This window comes from Pseudomonas sp. YL2, from assembly GCF_023063025.1.
GTDB lineage: Bacteria > Pseudomonadota > Gammaproteobacteria > Pseudomonadales > Pseudomonadaceae > Aquipseudomonas > Aquipseudomonas putida_A.
In genome coordinates, this window is sequence record NZ_JAJSLU010000001.1 from 264,952 (window position 1) to 286,718 (window position 21,767).

Genomic DNA, 21,767 nt, shown 5'->3' on the forward strand with positions numbered 1-21,767 from the left:
CGGTGCAGCGCTCTATAATGCTCGGCAGTTTTCCGTCCCCAGTACAGGTATTCCCTATGAAACGTCCAAGTGGTCGCGCTGCCGATCAGCTTCGCTCGATCCGCATTACCCGCAACTACACCAAACACGCCGAGGGATCCGTACTGGTCGAATTCGGTGATACCAAGGTCATCTGCACCGTCAGCGTCGAAAACGGCGTGCCGCGTTTCCTCAAAGGCCAGGGCCAGGGCTGGTTGACCGCCGAGTACGGCATGCTGCCGCGCGCCACTGGCGAGCGTAACCAGCGTGAAGCGAGCCGTGGCAAGCAGGGCGGCCGCACTCTGGAAATCCAGCGTCTGATCGGTCGTTCCCTGCGCGCTGCGCTGGACATGTCCAAGCTGGGCGACGTGACCCTGTACGTCGACTGCGACGTGATCCAGGCTGACGGCGGCACCCGCACCGCCTCTATCACCGGCGCCATGGTGGCACTGGTCGATGCACTGAAAGTGATCAAGAAGCGCGGCGGCCTGAAAGGCGGCGACCCGCTCAAGCAAATGATCGGCGCGGTATCGGTCGGCATGTATCAGGGCGAGCCAGTGCTGGATCTGGACTATCTTGAAGATTCCGCCGCCGAGACCGACCTCAACGTGGTGATGACCAGCACCGGTGGCTTCATCGAAGTCCAGGGCACCGCCGAAGGCGCGCCGTTCCAGCCTGAAGATCTGAACGCCATGCTGGAACTGGCGAAGAAAGGCATGAACGAAATCTTCGAACTGCAAAAGGCTGCACTGGCCGACTGAGCAGGTTCGCAACCCGCAAGGAGGACGTGATGAGTGATGAGCAAGAGTTGCTGCCCAAGCCGAGCCAGGAGGTTCGCCAATGGGCGATGTTTTGTCACTTGTCCGCCTTGCTGGGGATCTGGATTCCGTTCGGCAACCTGATCGGGCCGCTGATCCTGTGGCAGATGAAGCGCGAGACCGATCCGTTCATCGACGCTCAGGGCAAGGAGGCGCTGAATTTTCAGATCACCGTGGCGATTGCCGCCGCGATCTGTCTGCTGCTGATGGTGTTGATCATCGGCTTCTTCTTGCTGGGCCTGCTGGCCATCGGGGCGCTGGTGTTGACGATCATTGCCGGGGTGAAGGCGAACGAAGGCTTTCCCTACCGTTATCCGTTTACTTGGCGATTGATCAAATAACGATCAATGCAAAGCCTCCGTGACTCGCAAGTTTTTATTTAAATGCCCTGACTTGTCAGGGCATTTTTGTTTTTTGCAACTCGAATAATTACTCTTTCGTGTAGGAGCAGTTCTATCTGCGACAAGCGGTAGTGGATATTTTTTATATATCTAACGCCTACACTTTTAGTCACAACTGCAATGCTTTAACGCGATCTCAGTCCTTGGCAACAGGACTTGTCGATTGTTAAGGTTGCTCCGCGCAACATTGCTTCAGAAATATCTCGATATATTCAAGCCATCAAAGGCCCTTGAATTCCACATCAATCAGTGTTGAGACAATCAGCCGATTCAATAGGCGTGCGCGGGTAAAAGTGCGCCTGATGAATAAATAGCCAAGAATATCCCCAATGATCCAGCTCGATTTTTATGGAACGCTCGTGGCCGCCTCTCTGGTGCTATTACTGGGGCGCGGACTTATTGCACGAGTCGGATTTCTGCGTAATTACAATATTCCTGAACCCGTCGCCGGTGGACTGGTGGTTGCGCTGGGTTTATTGATATTGCGAACTTTTGATATAGAAATCAGATTCGATACTTCACTGCAGACGCCGTTGATGTTGGCGTTCTTTGCCACAATCGGTTTGAGCGCAGACTTTGCCAGCCTGAAAAAGGGTGGTCGCGTAGTCGGCATATTTCTACTGGCGGTTACCGGGCTTCTGGTGGTTCAGAACGCTTTGGGCATTGGCCTTGCCAAAACGTTGGGTCTTGATCCGTTGATGGGGCTCCTGACGGGTTCGATCACGCTTGCGGGCGGTCACGGTACGGGGGCGGCGTGGGGCACGGTATTCAGTGAAAAGTACGGCCTCGCTTCGGCCTCCGAGCTTGCAATTGCGTCGGCGACCTTCGGCCTGGTTCTGGGTGGTTTGATTGGTGGGCCGGTGGCTCGCCTGCTCATCAAGCGCGTTGAAGTGCCCGGTTGCCAGTTTCAAGAAATGCCACGGATGCCAAAGGGTTTTGAGCAGCCGAACAAAGAGCGCTCGATTACGCCCTTTTCGTTTATCGAGACACTGGCATTGATTGCGGTCAGTTTATTGGCTGGCAATCTTCTGAATGGCTTTCTGCACGGAACCGCATTCGAGTTGCCAACGTTTGTCTGCGTTTTGTTTGTGGGGGTGATGCTACGTAACGGGCTATCGGCGCTGGGCCTGTATCAGGTATTCGAGCGTGAAGTGTCGGTGCTGGGCAATGTCAGCCTGTCGCTGTTTCTGGCAATTGCCTTGATGTCTCTCAAACTCTGGGATCTGGCAGCGTTGGCACTGCCGATATTCATCATCCTGGCTGCGCAAACGTTGGTCATGGCGCTGTTTGCGATTTTTGTGACATTCAGAGTGATGGGCAGTAACTACGACGCGGCGGTCCTGGCGGCGGGGCATTGCGGTTTTGGCTTGGGCGCAACGCCAACCGCCATTGCCAACATGCAGGCGGTGACGCAGCGTTTCGGGCCTTCGCAGATTGCGTTTCTGGTGGTGCCGATGGTCGGTGCATTCTTCATCGACATCATCAACGTGATCGTCATCAAGCTTTACCTGGCCTTGCCGTTTTTTGTCGCCGTCTGAGGTCAGGACGGCTTCAAGCGCGGCATAAAAAATGCCCGTATCTCGCGATACGGGCATTTTTTAACGACGGATCGACGCTTATATGGTCAGCGTCCAGTCGTAGTCGACGATCAGCGGCGCGTGCTGCGAGAACCGTGGCTGACGTGGCAAGCGCGCGCTGCGTACGAAACGGCGCAAGCCCGGGGTCAGCAGCTGGTAGTCGAAGCGCCAGCCCAGATTCAGCATCTCGGCCTGCTCGTTGTCCGGCCACCAGCTGTATTGGTCGCCTTCGCGGCTGACTTCGCGCAGGGCATCGACGTAGCCCATGTTGCCGACAATCTCGTCCATCCAGGCGCGTTCTGGCGCCAGGAAGCCCGGGGATTGCTGGCTGTCGCGCCAGTTCTTGATGTCGAGCTTCTGCTGCGCAACGTACAGCGAGCCACAATAAATGTACTCGCGACGTTTACGCCGCTGCTTGTCCAGGTACTTGCCGAAGTCGTCCATGAGCTTGAACTTCTGGTTCAAGTCCTCATCGCCGTTCATCCCCGAAGGGAGCAGCAAGGTGGCAATACTGACTTTGTCGAAATCTGCTTGCAGGTAGCGCCCGTAGCGGTCGGCCGTCTCGAAACCGAGACCGCTGATGACAGCCTTCGGTTGCAACCGCGAATACAAAGCCACGCCACCTTGGGCAGGGACTTCAGCATCGCAGGCATAAAGGAAGTAGCCATCCAGTTGGAAGGCTGGGTCATCCAGTTCAAAGGCGGAGGCACGGGTGTCCTGCAGGCAGATGACGTCGGCATTCTGTGCTTGCAGCCAACTGAGCAAACCACGCTCGACTGCAGCCTGAATACCATTGACGTTCACACTGATGATCCGCATAAATGGCCCCAAAAATCGCGTGCGTGTATGATACACGGCGTCAAGCTAATTAGCTAAATCCGTGGTATTTGGGGTTTTTTTCATGCAAGCGTATCAGCGCGATTTCATTCGTTTTGCCATCGATCGCGGCGTTTTGCGCTTCGGTGAGTTCACCCTGAAGTCCGGGCGCACCAGTCCTTACTTCTTCAATGCCGGCCTGTTCAACTCGGGTTCGGCCCTGGCGCAGCTGGGGCGTTTCTACGCGGCAGCCATCGCCGAAAGCGGCATTCCTTTCGACGTATTGTTTGGCCCGGCCTACAAAGGCATCCCGCTGGCAGCCACCACCGCTGTCGCGTTGGCCGAACACCACAACCGTGACCTGCCATGGTGCTTCAACCGCAAGGAAGCCAAGGCCCACGGCGAAGGCGGCAGCCTGGTCGGCGCGCCGCTGACCGGTGACGTGCTGATCATCGACGACGTGATCACTGCCGGCACCGCGATCCGCGAAGTGATGCAGATCATCGCGTCCCAGGACGGCGCCAAGGCCGCCGGCGTGCTGATTGCCCTGAACCGTCAGGAGCGTGGCAACGGTGAATTGTCGGCGATCCAGGAAGTCGAGCGTGACTTCGGTATTCCGGTGATCAGCATCGTTTCGCTGAACCAGGTGCTGGAATTCCTCGCCGACGACCCGCAGCTCAAGCAGCATTTGCCAGCCGTGGAAGCGTACCGCGCCCAGTTCGGCGTCTGACTGCGGTCAGCCTTTGTGGGAGCGGGCTTGCTCGCGAATGCAGTTGTTCATTCAACATTGATGTCGACTGATACCACGCATTCGCGAGCAAGCCCGCTCCCACAGGGGATGTTCGGTGATAAGAAGACCCCGTTCATTCAGGATGAACGGGGTCTTTTTGTTTACGGTTAACGTAAGTTTCGCCATTTCTTCAGCAGTTTCAGGGTCAATCCCGCGTTGATCAGCGCGAATGCCAGCAACGCTACAACCACCATCACGTATAGCGTGCGATCAACCTCAAAATCCCATAGATCCAGTGTGCTGCTGCCGATAATGCCCACGGCGGCTGGCAGGTTGACGTAAAACAGCGCTGCAAAGGCGCCGGTCAGCGGCAGCGCACGCCAATAGACAGCATTCTTGATCTTCTCGCGGCTGCGTTTTTTGATCTGCGGACCTGTTTGGTATTCATCCAGCGCCAACGCCTCATGGAGCGTCGGCCAAGCCAGATTGAACATGAAGGTGGTCAAGGTCAGCAGCAAGCCACTGACCGCGACGATGTCACTGAACGGCATTGAGGCCCAGCGTTGCGCACAGCAAATCGTGAGAGTCCTCACTGATCTCGAACTGCCCGGCGCTGCCTTTGCGTTTGGTGATGGGTTTGAACGTCGGCTCATTCTGGGTGATCAGCATGTTCAGCTCATCACGAATCACGTCCGAGCTGATGACCACCAGATACACGGTTTGCGCATACTCTGCAGATGCCACGACTGCCCGCATGCTGTGCTGCAGGATGTCGTCGAGCTGATTGCGAAAGCGCGACACGGTGTTTTTCAGCAGGGTCTTGCTTTGGCTTTGAGTCAGCTGAAAGATCGTCGAGATTTGCGATTCCGTCGGTAAAGTCTGTCCGAAGTAGCTTTGAATCAGGTACAGCAGGCGATCCTGCTTGGCCTCGTCGGCCCGGCTGGGCATTCCGCCCTCGACCAGCATTTTCAGGTATTCGGTCAGACTGGCCTTGGCGATGCGCTGAAGGGCGTTGGCAATTTCCGCGTCGCCGATACGCAGGGTCTTTTTGACCGGTTCCTTTTGTTCCTGCTCGAAAGCGTCCGCGTCGATATTGAAAGATATCTGCATGGCTCGTCTCCCTTGGTTATTTGGAAGGCTGGCCCGGATAGGGATCGGCAGCAGCGTCGCCTTGGCCCGTCAGGATGTTCCAGCCATTGAGCACATGAGTGCCGGGTTGGTAGTCAGGGCAGGGCGGCAGTGAAGTTTTCGACTGATTGGAATACTCGCGTCCGCAGTCTGCACATTCATAGGTGCCTGCGGAAACATCGCTGCCGTACGGTACGCGGTCTTTTTGCATGGGGAAGATCTCCTGTGGGTTCAGGGAAGATCCTAGGGCGATTTGTTCTGAGGAGATGTCGGACGTTTCGCTGAGTGGAGTCAGACGCTTCTTGCAGGCATAAAAAAGATCGCAGACTTCGTCAGCTCCTACAGAAATTTCATACGCACGAAATTTGCTTTTGCAGGAGCTGCCGCAGGCGGCGATCTTTTGCGTTTCAGCGATCAGTGACGCTTGCGATTGCTGATCAGCGTGCCCACACCGGTGTCGGTAAAGATTTCCAGCAGGATCGCGTTCGGTACGCGACCGTCGATGATCAGCGAGCTGCCAACACCGCCCTGAACCGCTTCCAGTGCGCAGCGGATCTTCGGCAGCATGCCGCCGTAGATGGTGCCGTCGGCGATCAGGTCGTCGACCTGCTGAGTGCTCAGGCCGGTCAACACGGTGCCAGACTTGTCCATCAGGCCGGCGATGTTGGTCAGCAGCATCAGCTTCTCGGCTTTCAGCGCCTCGGCGACTTTACCGGCCACGAGGTCGGCGTTGATGTTGTACGACTCGCCGTTCTCACCGACGCCGATCGGCGCGATCACCGGGATGAAGTTGCCTTTGACCAGCAGGTTCAGCAGCTCGGTGTTGATCCCGACCACTTCGCCCACCTGACCGATGTCGATGATTTCCGGCTGGGTCATCTCCGGGGTCTGGCGGGTGACGGTCAGTTTCTTCGCACGAATCAGCCCGGCGTCTTTACCGGTCAGGCCGATGGCGCTGCCGCCGTGACGGTTGATCAGGTTGACGATGCTTTTGTTGACCTGACCGCCGAGGACCATTTCCACCACGTCCATGGTCGCGGCGTCGGTGACACGCATGCCATCGACGAAGTGGCTTTCGATCGACAGACGCTTGAGCAGATCACCGATCTGCGGGCCGCCGCCGTGAACCACCACCGGGTTGATGCCTACGGCTTTCATCAAGACGATGTCGCGGGCGAAGCCGGTTTTCAGCTCCTCGCTTTCCATCGCGTTGCCGCCGTATTTGATCACCAGGGTCTTGCCGACATAACGTCGGATGTAAGGCAACGCTTCGGACAGAACCTGGGCGGTGTGGGCGGCGGCTTCGCGTTCGAGGGTCATTCAGGGCTCCGGGTGAATCAGAACGGTAGTTGGAGATCAGGTGCAACGCGTTTCAATTGGGCGTGGAACACATCCTTGATGCGCTGCAATTCAGCCTCGTCATCGGCCTCGAAGCGCAGCACCAGCACCGGTGTGGTGTTGGAGGCGCGCACCAGGCCCCAGCCTTTGGCGTAATCGACTCGCACGCCGTCGATGGTGGTCAGGTCGGCGCCTGCGCCCCACTGTGCGTCGTGCAGTGCATCAATGATGCTGAATTTGCTCTCTTCGGTCACATGGATATTGATTTCCGGCGTAGAAATATCGTTCGGGAAGGTCGCAAACAGCTCTTCGGCGGTGGATTTTTCCTTGCTGAGGATCTCCAGCAGCCGTGCGGCGCTGTAGATACCGTCGTCGAAACCGAACCAGCGTTCCTTGAAGAAGATGTGCCCGCTCATCTCACCGGCCAATAGAGCACCGGATTGTTTCATTTTCTTTTTGATCAACGAATGGCCAGTCTTCCACATTAGCGGACGACCACCGTACTCCTTGATCAGCGGCACCAGGCGGCGGGTGCATTTGACGTCGAAGATGATTTCCGCGTCCGGATTGCGCGCCACCACGTCGCGGGCGAACAGCATCAGCAGGCGGTCCGGGTAGACGATGCTGCCGGTGTTGGTCACCACGCCGACGCGGTCGCCATCGCCGTCGAAGGCCAGACCGAGGTCGGCATTGGTTTCCTTGACCTTGGCGATCAGGTCGACGAGGTTCTCGGGCTTGCCCGGATCCGGGTGGTGGTTGGGGAAGTTGCCGTCGACTTCGCAGAACAGCGGGATGACTTCGCAGTTCAGCGCTTCGATCAGTTGCGGGGCAATCACGCCGGCCGCGCCGTTGCCGCAGTCGACCACGACTTTCAGACGTCGGGCCAGTTTGACGTCCTGGACGATTTCGGTGGTGTAGCGGTCGAGGATTTCGACCTGGGTCACGCTGCCCTGACCGCTGGTCAGGTCATTGGTCTTGATGCGCTCGTGCAGCACCTGGATCTGCTCGTTGGCGAGGGTGTCGCCGGCGATCACGATCTTGAAGCCGTTGTAGTTCGACGGGTTGTGGCTGCCGGTGAGCATCACCCCGGATTTACCCGCGAGCACGTTGGCCGCGTAGTACAGCGCCGGGGTCGGGACCAAGCCGACATCGCTGACATGGCAGCCGCTCTCGGCGATGCCGCGGATCAGCTCGGCAACCAGCTCCGGGCCGGACAGGCGACCGTCGCGACCGACGGAAACATTCGGTTCACCTTGGGCCAGGCTCTGCGAGCCGATGGCGCGGCCGATCCAGTAGGCGGTTTCGGCATTGAGGAATTCCGGCACAGTGCCGCGAATGTCATAGGCGCGGAAGATGCTGTCGGGTAGCTTCGGGGCGATCTTGGCGGGGGTGCTCATCTGCACAAATGCTCCATCTCGAAAGTGGCGGGACAGACCGACGATTCACTCGGCGGCAGGCTCAAACTGAAGGGTATGACGGCGTTTTCCACAGAGAGTTCGTGGTGTGAAAGGGCCATGACGCCTAGGCTGGCGTGGCCTGCAGCCGGCAAAACCTTGATTTTCGGTGCTAAAACCTGCTGCACAAATTTTGTGGCGAGGGAGCTTGCTCCCGCTTGGGGGCGCTGCGCCCACAAGATTTCGGGTCTGCTGCGCAGCCCAGCGGGAGCAAGCTCCCTCGCCACAGAAATTACCCGTGGATCATTTAGTGCCGGTATGGCCAAATCCGCCCGCGCCGCGTTCGGTTTCGACGAACTCTTCAACCATTTCGAAATGCGCCTGCACCACCGGCACCAACACCAGTTGCGCCAGACGCTCGCCGACGGTCATGGTGAAGTCGCTCTGGCCACGGTTCCAGCAGGACACCATCAACGGGCCCTGGTAATCCGAGTCGATCAGGCCAACGAGGTTGCCGAGCACGATGCCGTGCTTATGGCCCATGCCCGAGCGCGGCAGGATCAGCGCGGCGAGGTTCGGGTCGCCTATGTAGACCGACAGACCGGTAGGGATCAGCACGGTTTCACCCGGCTTGATTACGATGTCCTGTTCCAGCATGGCGCGCAGGTCGAGGCCGGCGGAGCCCGGGGTGGCGTATTGCGGCAGCGGGAATTCGCTACCGATGCGTGGGTCGAGGATCTTGGCTTGCAAAGCGTGCATGTAAATTAAACCTGGTTCAGACGTTCGGCGATAAAAGTGACCAGTTGGCGAGCGATCTTGCTCTTGCTGGTCTGGGCGAAAACAGTGGCATGAAGCTCACGGTCGATCACGCTGCAGGCGTTTTCTTCGCTGTTGAAACCGATGCTCGGGTTGGCGACGTCGTTGGCGACGATCAGATCGAGATTCTTGTCTTTCAGCTTGCGTGCAGCATAGTCGAGCAGGTGTTCGGTCTCGGCGGCGAAGCCGACACTGAACGGACGGTCGGGACGGGTCGCGATGGTGGCCAAGATGTCCGGGTTACGCACCATTTGCAGGACGAAGCCGTCGCCGCTTGTAGGGTCTTTCTTGAGTTTTTGCGGGGCAACCACTTCCGGACGGTAGTCCGCCACCGCTGCCGAGGCGATGAACACATCACACGGGATGGCCGATTCGCACGCTGCAAGCATGTCGCGGGCACTGACCACATCGATGCGCGTGACGCGATCCGGCGTCGGCAGGTGCACCGGGCCACTGATCAGGGTCACGCGGGCGCCGGCTTCCACCGCGGCTTCGGCCAGAGCGAAGCCCATTTTCCCGGAGCTGTGGTTGGTGATGTAGCGCACCGGGTCGATGTTTTCCTGGGTCGGGCCGGCGGTGATCACCACGTGCTTGCCGGTCAGCGCCTGACGCTGGAAGCAGTCCGCCGCGCACTGCGCCAGATCGGTGGCTTCCATCATCCGGCCCATGCCGACGTCGCCGCAGGCCTGGCTGCCAGAGGCCGGGCCGAAAGTCTTCAGGCCACGGCTTTCAAGGATTTTCAGGTTGGCTTGGGTTGCCGGATCGCGCCACATCGCCTGATTCATTGCTGGCGCGACGGCCACCACGGCGTCGGTGGCCAGCACCAGGGTGGTCAGCAGATCGTTGGCGATGCCTTGGGCCAGACGCGCAATCAGGTCGGCAGTGGCTGGGGCGATCAGCACCAGATCGGCCCATTTGGCCAATTCGATGTGGCCCATCGCCGCTTCGGCGGCCGGGTCGAGCAAGTCGAGGTGAACCGGGTGCCCGGACAGGGCCTGCATGGTCAGCGGGGTGATGAACTCGGCGCCGCCATGGGTCATGACCACGCGCACTTCAGCGCCCTGGTCGATCAGGCGACGAACCAGATCGGCGCTCTTGTAGGCCGCAATGCCGCCGCCGACGCCCAGAACGATGCGTTTCCGATACAGCCGCTGCATAGGTCTGCCTTTACATTTCGTGGGTGACATACGTGGCGAAACCCCCTCCCCAGGGTGAATTCGCCCGCAAAAAAGATGGGCTACGATATCACAGCGACCGCTACGGAACAGCGGTGCCCACAGACAAGGAAGGTGTATGAGTATTCGCGATTGGCCGGCGGCGGAAAGGCCGCGGGAAAGGTTGTTGGAACAGGGCTCTGCGAGCCTTTCGGATGCGGAACTGCTGGCGATTTTCCTGCGAACCGGCGTGCCGGGGAAAAGTGCAGTTGATCTGGCACGGCATCTGTTGAATCAGTTTGGCAGTCTGCGTTTGTTGCTTGAAGCCGATCTGGAAGCATTTAGCAAACATGTGGGCCTAGGGCCAGCAAAATTTGCACAGTTGCAGGCTGCCCAGGAAATGAGCCGACGCCATCTAGCCGAACGGTGTAAAAAAACAGCGTTGGAAAACCCGAAAGCAGTCCGAGATTATCTGACGTCAATGCTGCGTCACGAACCTCACGAAGTGTTCGGTTGCCTGTTTCTCGATTCTAAACATCAGGTATTGACCTTTGAGGCGCTATTTCGCGGAACCATCGACAACACAAGTGTGCATCCTCGGGAAGTCGTCAAACGCTCACTGGTGCACAACGCTGCTGCAATCATCTTTTGCCACAACCATCCATCGGGCAATACCGATCCGAGTCATGCTGATCGGCTATTGACCAAGCGTTTGCAAAAAGCATTGGAGCTGATTGATGTGCGGGTTTTGGACCATTTCATAATTGGCGACGGTGAGCCGTTGTCGATGGCGGAACTTGGCTGGATGTAGTCCAAACTAACTTAAATAGGGGCCTGAGCGATCATGGCGTCAAAGTTATAATTCGGGCCGTTGCTAGAAATTTTCCGGTTGCGGAAAAAGTCTTCGGGTGAGCCAGATTGTGATGCGGCAACTGGTTCGCTCGCAGAGAATTTATCCAGGGTGCAGTTTAAAATCAGGAAGCTCTGGATTCTATTCGTTCCGCGTAGGAGTGTTTGAAATGTCATTGGCGCAGCAACGTAAGCGCTTGAACTTCAAGCGTTTTTTTTGTTTCCGAGTATTGGGTAGGGTTGGCCCCTATAGCTACTCAAGGGCATGTGATTAGGTTCTATCTCTAAAACGCTCGTCTGCTAGATTTAGTTAAAAGGAAGAAGTATCGAGTTCTTTGGTAGATAGAGGGGGTGTCCTGGCATGTTTTTATTGGTTATTGATAGAGCGTAAATTTTTTTGTTTGTCAGTCCAAGAACTTGCCTGTCTCGGCTATTAAAGTTGCCATGGTTTCCCCATGCGGCTACGACTATATCTGACTCGTTAACTATCTGCGAAATCCAGTGATCGTTCTCGCTGCCTACTGGATCAGATGCTGTAAGCAAGCCCTTTGGGTTGGTTGATCTAAACGCAAATAGATTTATCATGTATAAACTTCCACCTCCCCACGATTTTGCGAAGCCAACACATCTTCGTATGGTTGGGTCATCTAAGCTTTCGTCTGCGGTAGATGGGTTTAAACCAATGAATGCTATTTTTTTTAAAGTGCCATCCCAAACTCTGGATAGAAAATACCTGTGCTCTCTGTTCTCGGAGAAAATTGCATCTTTGATAATGGCTGGTGAGAATAAATCGATTTGGTTTAACATATTCGTTCGATTTTTAGTTTGGTTTTGTCGGTGTGGTAATATTTTTTGTGCTTGGCGATGTTGAATTTTTGTTCGTGTGTGCAGGATGGACTTCGGTGTAATGCGTTTGTTTTTTAGGAGGGACAAGCGCTGGAGCATCGTTGTAAGATTTTTCTTTTAAATCGTCAGCAGGGACGGTATAGAGCGGGGGGAGGGTGTTGGGTTGCGGAGGAACACTTGCTGCAACTAATTTATAGCCGGCTGAGTTTAAAGCGTTGGCTATAAGTGCCCCGGTAAATCCAGGCATAAAACTAGGGACTGCGACGAATGCAGCAACAAATATTGCCCATAAGCCTATGGCAACTGTAGTCCAAGTATTTGTGTGTTTGCGAGAATTTTCGGCAGTATTTAGTTTTTCATTTATCTCATCCACGCGATTTTTCAGAGCTTGAGGGTTGAATACGACGCTTGTTAGATCCTCAACTAATTTTGTACTGATCTCTTTTTGGTGTTTTGCGGACCCGCTATATGTTTTCTGAGAAACTCTGTCTAGATCAGCGTAAACGATTAGAAAAAGTGGTTCACCCCTGCGAATAATTATCACTTTGGGGCCGGCATTGTATACGCTAAAAATTAGCTTGCCCACCCAGCCCGGGTCCACATGGAAACCGGAAACGTTTATTAGCCCTTTAAATTTATATCCTGCGCGGATAGAAATCATTGCTATTGCATTGTCTGGAACGGTTACATCTTCTTCTGTAAGCAGAAACGCAAACTGCCCGGGACAAATTCTGATTGCACCGTTGTCTGAGCCGTGGCCTAAGCTCTTGATAAGGTTGACATTTGAGCTCTGGGACTCTAATTCTGCCGTAGTTACGAACGCTTGTTCGCCTGCAGACAGCCTGTAAGATGCACAGTCGAGATTCTCTTTTTTGAATGGTGTTATAAGCTTTGGAAGCTCGCCTTCTAATTTTTCCCCGCTCCAAAATGCCAATTTATGCTCTCTCTACAAAATAAATGAATTTTCTATTAGTTCGAAGCGCTTTTCAATTTCTTGCTCTAGATTAATGTCAAGGGGGTCGATATATTTTAGTAGGTCAATGGTGAGAGCAGGTATCAGTTTTGACATTTCTACTCGAGGATTCCCTGCCTCCATGTGATCCGTAGACTCCATAACTTTTGCCATCTTGGCGCCATGAGAAAGTAGGCTATAAAAAATCCCGTCAAAAATATAAGCTATATTTTCATGCTCTTGTTTGCATGAAAGTCTTTTGCATAAGTCAGAAATGTTTAGAGTTTTGATCTCTAAGAAGTCATCGAGATAAATCTTCAGCGAATTGGCTGAAGCTAAGCAGATTATAATAGAATCAATAAGTGTTGCTTTGAGAGTGGTCGTGTTGAGTTCTGCTTTTGCATCATAAGCTTTCAGCGTATATTTGTAGAAGTGTAAGGACATGTGTTTCAATCGCACATACATATTTTCTGCCAAGATATCTTGGTGCGATTTTTCATCATGACTTTTCTGACGACTTTGCAGTGTGGTCAGTAGAGTCCGATGCGTGTTTAACATTTGCCATCCCTCCAGGTATTAGCAAAATTTCTTTAAAGCTGTCTGTAGTGAAATTGCGATAATTGCGGATTCTACATGGTTTATGTTCTTTTTGCTATGTTTGACTTTTTGATTTTAGCATTGGAGTTGATTTTTTTCCATGCAGAATTAATTTTATTATTTTTCGGAGAGGTTTTTAAGTTAGAGCATATGGGTTGGTTTAATCTTACTCGCGAGATTAGTGTGAAGCTGTTGTGGAGGGTGGTTTTGTTGCTGGTCGGGCGTGGGGGAAGATAAGTGCGTCTTTATAAAGCTTAAAAATTATTTTATTCTGAGTGAATGCTCAAGAGTAGTGATTTGTTTTCTAGAGTTTTATTTTATATCGTTTATGTGGTCGGTTGGGTGCTTGTCTCTGGCTGGGAGCGTAATTTTTGTTTTGATTTCATGCAACTCAAGCCCAATGAGGAATTTAGGTGGGTGGTACTACTTTGTTTAGTCAAGCTCCACGATTGCAGCTATGGAGCTTAATACAGTTATATTATTATCTAATATTGACCTTGGAGTAGTCCTGCCGCCCGAACGGGCTCACCGAGTAACCCTGCACATCCTTGCGCGTCAGTGCATAAGCGGTCGGGTGTGCCAGCGGCAACCACAGCGCCTGCTGCTGAATCTGCGCCTGTGCCTGTTCGTACAGTTTGGTGCGCACGCCTTGCTCACTGGTGGTCTTGCCGGCGCTGATCAACTTGTCCAGGTCGGCATTGCAGTAGCGGGCGAAGTTGGTGCCGGATTTGACCGCCGCGCAGGAAAACTGCGGCGTGAGGAAGTTATCCGGGTCGCCGTTGTCGCCGGCCCAGCCCATGAACAGCAGGTCATGCTCGCCAGCCTTGGCGCGGCGAATCAGTTCGCCCCACTCGATCACGCGGATTTCCGCCTGAATGCCGATTTCCGCCAGATCCGATTGCAGCAATTGCGCGCCCAGACTCGGATTCGGGTTAAGCAGACTGCCGGACGGACGCGTCCAGATGGTGGTCTGGAAGCCGTCCTTGAGTCCGGCCTTGGCCAGCAGCGCCTTGGCTTTGGCCACGTCGTGCGGATAGCCCGGCAGGTTCTTCGCGTAGCTCCAGGTGTTCGGCGGGTAAGGACCATTGGCGGGTTCGGCGGTGTCTTCGAACACGGCTTTGACGTAGTTGGCCTTGTCGAAGGCGAGGTTGATCGCCTGGCGCACTTCCGGCTTGTCCAGCGGTGGATGCTGGCTGTTGATGCCGACGAAAGCGGTCATGAACGCGTCAGTCTTTTCTACTTTCAGCGTCGGCTCTTCCTGCGCAGCCTTCACGTCCAGCGGTTTTGGCGACAGGGCGATCTGGCACTCGTTGCGCCGCAGCTTTTGCAGGCGCACGTTGGCGTCCGGGGTGATGGCGAAGATCAGCGGGTCGACCGCCGGCTTGCCGCCGAAATAGTCCGGGTTGGCCTTGTAGCGCACAGAGGCGTCTTTCTGGAAGCGCGTGAACACGAACGGACCGGTGCCGATCGGCTGGCTGTTGAGCTTGTCGGTCGCGTCGGCCTTGAGCAACTTGTCGGCGTACTCGGCGGAATAGATGGAGGCGAAGCCCATGCTCAGGGTCGCGAGGAACGTCGAGTCCGGGTGGTCGAGGGTAAAGCGCACGGTCAGCGGGTCAAGCGCGTCGATCTTCTTGATCAGCGCCGGCAACTGCATGGACTGGGCGTGCGGGAAGCCGCTTTGCGCCACTTTGTGCCATGGGTTGGCTGGATCGAGCATGCGGTCGAAGCTGAATTTGACGTCTTCGGCGCTCAGGGTACGGGTCGGCTTGAAATAGTCAGTGCTGTGAAACTTCACCTGCGGGTGCAGCTTGAACACATAAGTCAGGCCGTCGGTGCTGACTTCCCAGCTGTCGGCCAGGCTCGGCACGACTTTGCCGCTGGCGGTGTCGAAGTCGACCAGGCGATTCATCAGCACATCGGCCGAGGCATTGGTGGTGGTCAGCGAGTTGTATTGCACCACGTCGAACCCTTCAGGGCTGGCCTCGGTGCAAACGCTCAGGGCGGCAGCCTGGGCCAGGGGGCTCAGCAGAAGCGGGGCGAGCAACAGGGGTAGGGCAGCGAGGCGCATGGTCGGCTTCCTTTACAGATCGAAGGCCATCTGCAGGTGCAGTCTGGAAAAGGGTTACCCTAGAGGGCTGGATTGCAAATGACTATCCCCTTTTTGTATTTTTGGGGCAGCCCAGTGACGTTTTTCAGACCACGGTGCACGAGGAAAAGTCGAAAACGTCTATTAGAGCGGTTTTCTGCGACGAGTGGTCAAAACTCGCCTCAGCCTTTATCCAAAGCGTCTGCAGGCGGAAAATGCGCCTTTTTACCGGTCGATTGCACATCCATTGTTGTTGCACCCCGGTCTTTCTGGTATAAAGCAGCGCTCTTTTCTAGGGGCCCGGTTCCTTCACTGTAGGTGTAGCCGGTAAGACCTCTAAAGAAACGCGGCGCCTGGCGCCAAATGACTGAGAGATTAAGCGGCCAACCCATGCCGGGTTGGGCATGTGGTTTTAGAGGGCTGAGGCATGTCGAGAGTATGTCAAGTTACCGGTAAGGGTCCGGTAACCGGGAATAACATTTCCCACGCAAACAACAAAACCCGTCGTCGTTTCCTGCCGAACCTGCAGCATCACCGCTTCTGGGTTGAAGAAGAGAAACGTTTTGTGCGTCTGCGCGTATCTGCCAAAGGCATGCGCATCATCGACAAGCGTGGCATCAGTGTCGTGCTCGCCGAACTTCGCCGCGATGGCAAGATTTAAGGGAGCTAATCATGCGTGAATTGATTCGTTTGATCTCGAGCGCCGGTACTGGTCACTTCTACACTACCGACAAGAACAAGCGTACTACCCCGGACAAAATCGAGATCAAGAAATATGATCCGGTTGTTCGCAAGCACGTGATCTACAAGGAAGGTAAAATCAAGTAATTGATTTTTCCCGACTTACGAAAAAGGCCCGTATCGTGAGATGCGGGCCTTTTTTGTTGCCTTGAGTTTTGTGCTGACTGTTGCGACGCTTTCGCGAGCAGGCTCGCTCCCACAATGGAATGCGGTCGAATGTGGGAGCGAGCCTGCTCGCGAAGGGGCCGGTAATATCAGCGAAAGACTCAGGCCTTCTGTTCAAAGATCACATAGATCTTGCGGCAAGCCTCCAGCACTTCCCAGGTACCACGGAAACCGGCCGGAATCACAAAGCGGTCGCCAACACGCAAGGTCTTGGCATTGCCATCGCTGTCAAGCAGCACCGAAACCCCTTGCAGGATTTCGCAGTATTCATGTTCGGTGTAGTTCACCGTCCACTGCCCGACCGCACCTTCCCACACGCCAACACCCATTTGCCCACAAGGGCTGTCGTACTGATTGAACACCGCTTGCTCTGGGTCGCCCTTGAGCACTTTGGCCGGGTCCGGGTGATAGCGTTCGGCTTCGCTGCTGGTCAGGCTGATATCGACGACGTTCTGGATGTTCATTGTTGTTTTCTCCCGTGATGACGGCGCGGTGGCTTGAAAGGGCCAAAGTCTATGTTTATTAAAATGAACACCGCAAGGGCGTATGGCGCGCTTATGTCAAATATATTGAAACAACCCCGGCCGCTGGTTTAGGGTGGCGGGTGCCTTGGGCCGAAAAGCAGGCTGGCCGGGCAGCATTCCTGAAGACGTCCGCGAAGAACGCGGCGCTCTATTCAACAAGAGGAGGACACTCGAATGACCACCCTGACTCGTGCCGATTGGGAACAACGTGCTCGCGACCTGAAGATCGAAGGCCGCGCCTACCTCAACGGTGAATACACCGACGCCGTCTCCGGCGAGACTTTCGAGTGCATCAGCCCGGTCGATGGCCGTCTGCTGGGCAAGATCGCCAGCTGTGACGCCGCCGACGCCCAGCGCGCCGTGGAAAACGCCCGCGCCACCTTCAATTCCGGCGTGTGGTCGCGCCTGGCGCCGACCAAACGCAAAGCCACCATGATTCGTTTCGCCAGCTTGCTCAAGCAGCACGCTGAAGAGCTGGCGCTGCTCGAAACCCTCGATATGGGCAAACCGATCAGCGATTCGCTGTACATCGACGTGCCGGGCGCGGCGCAAGCGCTGAGCTGGAGCGGTGAGGCGATCGACAAGATCTACGACGAAGTCGCCGCCACGCCGCACGATCAACTGGGTCTGGTGACCCGCGAGCCGGTGGGCGTTGTCGGCGCCATCGTGCCGTGGAACTTCCCGCTGATGATGGCTTGCTGGAAACTCGGCCCGGCGCTGTCGACCGGTAACTCGGTGATCCTCAAACCGTCGGAAAAATCCCCGCTGACCGCCATCCGCATCGCTGCGCTGGCGGTTGAGGCCGGTATCCCGAAAGGCGTGCTCAACGTGCTGCCGGGCTATGGTCACACCGTCGGCAAGGCGCTGGCGCTGCACAATGACGTCGACACGCTGGTGTTCACCGGTTCGACCAAGATCGCCAAGCAACTGATGATCTACTCCGGCGAATCGAACATGAAGCGCGTGTGGCTGGAAGCCGGCGGCAAGAGCCCGAATATCGTCTTCGCCGATGCGCCGGACCTGCAAGCCGCTGCCGAATCCGCCGCCAGCGCCATCGCCTTCAACCAGGGCGAAGTCTGCACCGCCGGTTCGCGTCTGCTGGTCGAGCGTTCGATCAAGGACAAATTCCTGCCAATGGTGATCGAGGCGCTGAAAGCCTGGAAGCCGGGCAATCCGCTGGACCCGGCAACCAATGTCGGTGCGCTGGTCGATACCCAGCAGATGAACACCGTGCTGTCGTACATCGAATCCGGTCACACCGACGGCGCCAAACTGGTGGCGGGCGGCAAGCGCATCCTCCAGGAAACCGGTGGCACTTACGTCGAGCCGACGATTTTCGACGGTGTGAGCAACGCGATGAAGATCGCTCAGGAAGAGATTTTCGGCCCGGTGCTGTCGGTCATCGCCTTCGATACCGCCGAAGAAGCGATCCAGATCGCCAACGACACGCCGTATGGTCTGGCCGCTGCGGTATGGACTCAGGACATCTCCAAGGCGCACCTGACCGCCAAGGCGCTACGCGCCGGCAGCGTGTGGGTCAACCAGTACGACGGCGGCGACATGACCGCACCGTTCGGCGGCTTCAAGCAGTCGGGCAACGGTCGCGACAAGTCGCTGCACGCGTTCGACAAATACACCGAGCTGAAGGCGACGTGGATCAAGCTGTAAGCCGTTAGCGGGAGCCTGATTCGTTCAGGCTTTCGAACTTACGGAGATCCCCTGTGGGAGCGGGCTTGCTCGCGAAAGCGGTGTATCAGTCAGCACATCTGCTGAATGTGAAATTGTTTTCGCGAGCAAGCCCGCTCCCACAGTGATTTTGTGGCGCACATAAGAATATCCACAGGAGCGTGGACCATGCGTTGGGCGACGTATTTCGCCGTGTTGGCGTCTGTCTTGAGTGTCGGCCTGGCCCTGGGGGTCAGCATGCCGCTGGTGTCGTTGCGTCTGGAGAGCTGGGGTTACGGCTCTTTCGCCATCGGCGTGATGGCGGCGATGCCGGCGATTGGCGTATTGCTGGGGGCGAAGATTTCCAGTCATCTGGCGGCACGTCTCGGCACCGCCAACCTGATGCGCCTGTGCCTGTGGGCCGGGGCGTTGTCGATCGGCTTGCTCGCGCTGTTGCCGAGTTATCCGGTCTGGCTGGTGCTGCGCCTGATGATCGGGGTGATCCTGACCATCGTATTCATCCTCGGCGAGAGCTGGATCAATCAACTGGTCGTCGAACACTGGCGCGGTCGTCTGGTCGCTCTGTATGGCAGCAGCTATGCGCTGAGCCAACTGTCTGGTCCGCTGCTGCTGGGTGCGCTAGGCACTGAGCATGATTATGGTTTCTGGGTCGGTGTCGGGCTGCTGACAGTCTCGCCATTGCTGTTGATGGGCCGCAGTGGTGCGCCGAGCAGTGAATCCAGCAGCGTTACGTTCAGCGATCTGTGGGGGTTTGCCCGGGAGCTGCCGGCGATTGCCTGGGCGGTGTCACTGTTCGCCGCGTTCGAAGCGATGATCCTCACGCTGTTGCCGGTGTATTGCCTGCAACAGGGCTTCACCGCCGAGATTGCGTTGGCGATGGTCAGCACGGTGGTGGTCGGCGATGCGCTGTTGCAACTGCCGATCGGCGCGCTGGCGGATTACCTGTCGCGGCGCACGTTGTTCGCCGGTTGCGCAGTGATCCTGATGCTGTCGAGTCTGGCGATTCCGCTGTTGATCGAAACGCTGCTGATCTGGCCGTTGTGGGTGTTGTTCGGCGCCAGTGCCGGTGGCCTGTTCACCTTGTCACTGATTCTGATCGGCGAGCGTTATCGCGACGATGCGCTGGTGCGGGCCAATGCGCACATTGCGCAGCTGTGGGGTGTCGGCTGTCTGATCGGGCCGTTGCTGGCGGGGGCGGGCAGTCAGTGGATCAGCGGGCATGCGTTGCCGTTGTTGATGGCGGCGGGGGCGTTTGGATTGGTGATTCTGCTGATGCGCCAAGGTGCATTCGGCACCGAACCACAGACTGCTTGAATACTTCCCTGTGGGAGCGCATACAAATGCGATTACAACATCCGCTCAAGACCGACAGTGGTGCTGAACCACGCATTGAAGCGCCGCCACCAGCTGCCTGGTTCCTGGGTCAGCGTGTGCATCTGACCATTGTCCTCGGTCACCCAGACAATCTTCCCATCCTGCAATTTCGCCTGATAGCTCAGAGCCGGCGCCATGCCTTGCAGCGCCAGTTCGCGCACGTGTTCGGCCAGTTCCGGGCTGTCCACCAGCACCCCGACTTCGGTGTTCCACAGCACTGAGCGCGGATCGAAGTTGAACGAGCCGATGAACGCTTTCTGCCGATCGAAAATCATCGCCTTGCTGTGCAGGCTGGAATCCGAACCACGGAAAGACTTGCTGTAGAACAGATGTGGGCCGCTGCCATAGTTATCCCCAGGCTGACGGCGCAGCTCATACAGTTTCACCCCGTGTTCCAGCAACGCCTTGCGATACGGCGCATAACCGCCGTGCACCGCCGGCACATCGGTGGCTTCCAGCGAGTTGGTCAGCAGGCTCACCGAGACCCCGGCGTCGGCGCGCCCGGTCAGGTACACCAGCCCCGGCTGGCCGGGCACAAAGTACGCCGAGATCATGATCAGCTCTTTGCTGACGCCGCGCAGCTCCGGCGCCAGTTGCGTGGTCAGCAGCAGTTGCGGGTCCGGTTCGTCCTTGGCCAGCACTTTGCTCGGCGCATCCCACAGCGCCTGGTTCCAGGCCCAGATCAGTTCCTTGCGCCAGATGTCCATGCGTGGCGCGGTCTTGAACGTCATCAACTGTTGATACAGCGCGTGATTCTGTTTACGGGTTTCCTCCAGCGACTCTTCCAGACGCGTGCGGGTGTTCTGCAGGTCTTTGGCGCTTGGTTTACTGGAGAGGAATTCGTCGATCGGCTTGCTCAGCGCGCTATTCCAGTACTGGTCGAAACTGTGCCCGAGCTGCTCTGCCACCGGGCCGACACTGAGCATGTCGATGTCGGTGAAATTCAGATTCGGCTCGGCATCGAAATACTCGTCGCCCAGATTGCGCCCGCCAACGATGGCCACGCTGTTGTCCGCCAGGAACAGTTTGTTGTGCATGCGCCGGTGTTGCAGCGACAGGTTGAACAGGCGTCCGGCGGCGCGGGTCACGCCGGTGCTGCGGCCCAGGTGCAGCGGATTGAACAGGCGGATCTGGATCTGTGGATGCGCCGCCAGCGTGGCGATGATCGTGTCGAGGCCGTCGCTGGTGGTGTCGTCGAGCAGGATGCGCACGCGCACGCCGCGGTCGGCGGCCTTGAGCAGTTCCTCCACCAGCATCCGCGTGCTGACGCCGTCATGGACGATGTAGTACTGCAAGTCGAGGCTGGTTTGCGCATTGCGAATCAGCTCGGCGCGGGCGGTGAAGGCTTCTGTGCTGTTGGACAGCAAGCGGAAGCCGGAACGGCCCTGCCAGGGCGCTGCCTGGGTCTGAATCGAGCGACCGAATGCGGAGCCCGCGGCCGGCAACGCCTGGCTGGGTTCGCGCGGCGCATCGAGGGTGGCGCAACCACTGGCCAACGAACACAACACACAGACAGCGAGCAATTTTTTTCCGGGTTGCACGTTGGTTTCTCGGCTGGAGGCAGGGGGTGATGGAGTATGGCACGCAGAGGATTTCCAAGACCGTTTCCGGCGGATCCTCGCCACACTGTGTAAACAATTAGTCGTTCAAAAGTAGGAATGAGTTCGCCTGTGGTTTTGGACTATTTGTTTTGTTGTTTTTTCAGCTCTTGGTCGGTGCCTATTCCTACATACGATTCCTGCAAAAAACGAAATCAT

Annotated in this window: 23 protein-coding genes and 1 pseudogene; 10 read left to right on the top strand and 14 right to left on the bottom strand. The window is 56.5% G+C overall.

All coding sequences use genetic code 11. The annotated features are described in order from the left end of the window. Nucleotides 1–56: 56 nt before the first annotated feature. From rph to gltS, 3 genes are all read left to right on the top strand, one after another. The gene (rph, locus tag LVD08_RS01155) at nt 57–779 is read left to right on the top strand and encodes a ribonuclease PH (RefSeq protein ID WP_027610407.1); all 723 of its coding nucleotides are present in this window, start codon (nt 57–59) and stop codon (nt 777–779) included. Nucleotides 780–808: 29 nt separating this feature from the next. Then, a complete protein-coding gene (locus tag LVD08_RS01160; protein WP_003229492.1) occupies nt 809–1,177 on the top strand; it encodes a DUF4870 domain-containing protein in 369 nt (122 codons plus the stop codon). 389 nt (nt 1,178–1,566) lie between these two features. Next, nucleotides 1,567–2,775 carry a sodium/glutamate symporter gene (gene gltS / locus LVD08_RS01165; RefSeq protein ID WP_247267191.1) on the top strand — a complete coding sequence of 403 codons (1,209 nt, stop codon included), beginning with the start codon at nt 1,567–1,569 and terminating at the stop codon, nt 2,773–2,775. A gap of 78 nt (nt 2,776–2,853) precedes the next feature. Here the strand turns inward: gltS and LVD08_RS01170 are convergent, their stop codons facing one another. Then, on the bottom strand, nt 2,854–3,633 hold the full coding sequence (locus tag LVD08_RS01170) for an exodeoxyribonuclease III (protein WP_003229491.1): 780 nt from the start codon (nt 3,631–3,633) through the stop codon (nt 2,854–2,856). An 82-nt stretch (nt 3,634–3,715) separates the two neighbouring features. Between LVD08_RS01170 and pyrE the strand changes: the two genes are divergently transcribed. Then, nucleotides 3,716–4,360 carry an orotate phosphoribosyltransferase gene (pyrE, locus tag LVD08_RS01175; protein ID WP_011336558.1) on the top strand — a complete coding sequence of 215 codons (645 nt, stop codon included), beginning with the start codon at nt 3,716–3,718 and terminating at the stop codon, nt 4,358–4,360. Between the two features lie 167 nt (nt 4,361–4,527). Here pyrE and LVD08_RS01180 read toward each other — a convergent pair whose 3' ends face one another. The 7 genes and pseudogenes from LVD08_RS01180 to coaBC form a co-directional block, all read right to left on the bottom strand. Further along, entirely contained in the window at nt 4,528–4,911 is a 384-nt protein-coding gene (locus LVD08_RS01180) for a hypothetical protein (RefSeq protein WP_095137701.1), read from the bottom strand. Continuing rightward, the gene (locus LVD08_RS01185; protein ID WP_095137700.1) at nt 4,898–5,470 is read right to left on the bottom strand and encodes a hypothetical protein; all 573 of its coding nucleotides are present in this window, start codon (nt 5,468–5,470) and stop codon (nt 4,898–4,900) included. The genes LVD08_RS01180 and LVD08_RS01185 overlap by 14 nt, the downstream gene beginning before the upstream one ends. A 16-nt stretch (nt 5,471–5,486) precedes the next feature. Then, on the bottom strand, nt 5,487–5,699 hold the full coding sequence (locus LVD08_RS01190; protein WP_247267192.1) for a hypothetical protein: 213 nt from the start codon (nt 5,697–5,699) through the stop codon (nt 5,487–5,489). A 203-nt stretch (nt 5,700–5,902) separates the two neighbouring features. After that, a complete protein-coding gene (argB, locus tag LVD08_RS01195) occupies nt 5,903–6,808 on the bottom strand; it encodes an acetylglutamate kinase (protein WP_007962366.1) in 906 nt (301 codons plus the stop codon). 17 nt (nt 6,809–6,825) lie between these two features. After that, a pseudogene (locus tag LVD08_RS01200) lies at nt 6,826–8,202 on the bottom strand (phosphomannomutase/phosphoglucomutase); the annotation flags it as partial. A 321-nt stretch (nt 8,203–8,523) separates the two neighbouring features. Further along, nucleotides 8,524–8,979: a dUTP diphosphatase gene (gene dut, locus LVD08_RS01205; RefSeq protein ID WP_123585864.1), complete on the bottom strand. Its 456-nt coding sequence runs from the start codon at nt 8,977–8,979 to the stop codon at nt 8,524–8,526. A 5-nt stretch (nt 8,980–8,984) separates the two neighbouring features. After that, complete coding sequence (gene coaBC / locus LVD08_RS01210; RefSeq protein WP_103369705.1) at nt 8,985–10,193, bottom strand: bifunctional phosphopantothenoylcysteine decarboxylase/phosphopantothenate--cysteine ligase CoaBC; 1,209 nt, start codon at nt 10,191–10,193, stop codon at nt 8,985–8,987. A gap of 136 nt (nt 10,194–10,329) precedes the next feature. Here coaBC and radC point away from each other — a divergent pair, with 136 nt between their 5' ends. After that, complete coding sequence (gene radC / locus LVD08_RS01215; RefSeq protein WP_247267193.1) at nt 10,330–11,001, top strand: RadC family protein; 672 nt, start codon at nt 10,330–10,332, stop codon at nt 10,999–11,001. A gap of 344 nt (nt 11,002–11,345) precedes the next feature. Here radC and LVD08_RS01220 read toward each other — a convergent pair whose 3' ends face one another. The 3 genes from LVD08_RS01220 to LVD08_RS01230 are packed head-to-tail and all read right to left on the bottom strand — an operon-like array spanning nt 11,346 to nt 13,395. Continuing rightward, nucleotides 11,346–11,846: a DUF1643 domain-containing protein gene (locus LVD08_RS01220; protein ID WP_247267194.1), complete on the bottom strand. Its 501-nt coding sequence runs from the start codon at nt 11,844–11,846 to the stop codon at nt 11,346–11,348. Between the two features lie 13 nt (nt 11,847–11,859). Beyond that, nucleotides 11,860–12,819, bottom strand: coding sequence for a dCTP deaminase domain-containing protein (locus tag LVD08_RS01225; protein WP_247267195.1), 960 nt, complete (start codon nt 12,817–12,819; stop codon nt 11,860–11,862). Nucleotides 12,820–12,831: 12 nt separating this feature from the next. Beyond that, entirely contained in the window at nt 12,832–13,395 is a 564-nt protein-coding gene (locus LVD08_RS01230) for a hypothetical protein (protein ID WP_247267196.1), read from the bottom strand. A gap of 75 nt (nt 13,396–13,470) precedes the next feature. Between LVD08_RS01230 and LVD08_RS01235 the strand changes: the two genes are divergently transcribed. Next, nucleotides 13,471–13,671: a hypothetical protein gene (locus LVD08_RS01235; RefSeq protein WP_247267197.1), complete on the top strand. Its 201-nt coding sequence runs from the start codon at nt 13,471–13,473 to the stop codon at nt 13,669–13,671. Between the two features lie 244 nt (nt 13,672–13,915). Here the strand turns inward: LVD08_RS01235 and LVD08_RS01240 are convergent, their stop codons facing one another. Then, the gene (locus tag LVD08_RS01240) at nt 13,916–15,502 is read right to left on the bottom strand and encodes an ABC transporter substrate-binding protein (protein WP_247267198.1); all 1,587 of its coding nucleotides are present in this window, start codon (nt 15,500–15,502) and stop codon (nt 13,916–13,918) included. 445 nt (nt 15,503–15,947) lie between these two features. Between LVD08_RS01240 and rpmB the strand changes: the two genes are divergently transcribed. After that, a complete protein-coding gene (rpmB, locus tag LVD08_RS01245; protein ID WP_003229474.1) occupies nt 15,948–16,181 on the top strand; it encodes a 50S ribosomal protein L28 in 234 nt (77 codons plus the stop codon). Between the two features lie 11 nt (nt 16,182–16,192). Then, nucleotides 16,193–16,348, top strand: a complete 156-nt coding sequence (gene rpmG / locus LVD08_RS01250; RefSeq protein WP_003177274.1) for a 50S ribosomal protein L33 — start codon at nt 16,193–16,195, stop codon at nt 16,346–16,348. Between the two features lie 179 nt (nt 16,349–16,527). Here rpmG and LVD08_RS01255 read toward each other — a convergent pair whose 3' ends face one another. After that, nucleotides 16,528–16,890 carry a cupin domain-containing protein gene (locus tag LVD08_RS01255; RefSeq protein ID WP_247267199.1) on the bottom strand — a complete coding sequence of 121 codons (363 nt, stop codon included), beginning with the start codon at nt 16,888–16,890 and terminating at the stop codon, nt 16,528–16,530. Between the two features lie 234 nt (nt 16,891–17,124). Between LVD08_RS01255 and LVD08_RS01260 the strand changes: the two genes are divergently transcribed. Together LVD08_RS01260 and LVD08_RS01265 are read left to right on the top strand one after the other, a co-directional pair. After that, nucleotides 17,125–18,618, top strand: a complete 1,494-nt coding sequence (locus LVD08_RS01260; protein ID WP_047596781.1) for an aldehyde dehydrogenase — start codon at nt 17,125–17,127, stop codon at nt 18,616–18,618. 186 nt (nt 18,619–18,804) lie between these two features. Beyond that, complete coding sequence (locus tag LVD08_RS01265; protein ID WP_247267200.1) at nt 18,805–19,950, top strand: MFS transporter; 1,146 nt, start codon at nt 18,805–18,807, stop codon at nt 19,948–19,950. A gap of 32 nt (nt 19,951–19,982) precedes the next feature. Here LVD08_RS01265 and LVD08_RS01270 read toward each other — a convergent pair whose 3' ends face one another. Then, nucleotides 19,983–21,533 carry a phospholipase D family protein gene (locus tag LVD08_RS01270; protein ID WP_274621092.1) on the bottom strand — a complete coding sequence of 517 codons (1,551 nt, stop codon included), beginning with the start codon at nt 21,531–21,533 and terminating at the stop codon, nt 19,983–19,985. Between the last annotated feature and the right edge of the window lie 234 nt (nt 21,534–21,767).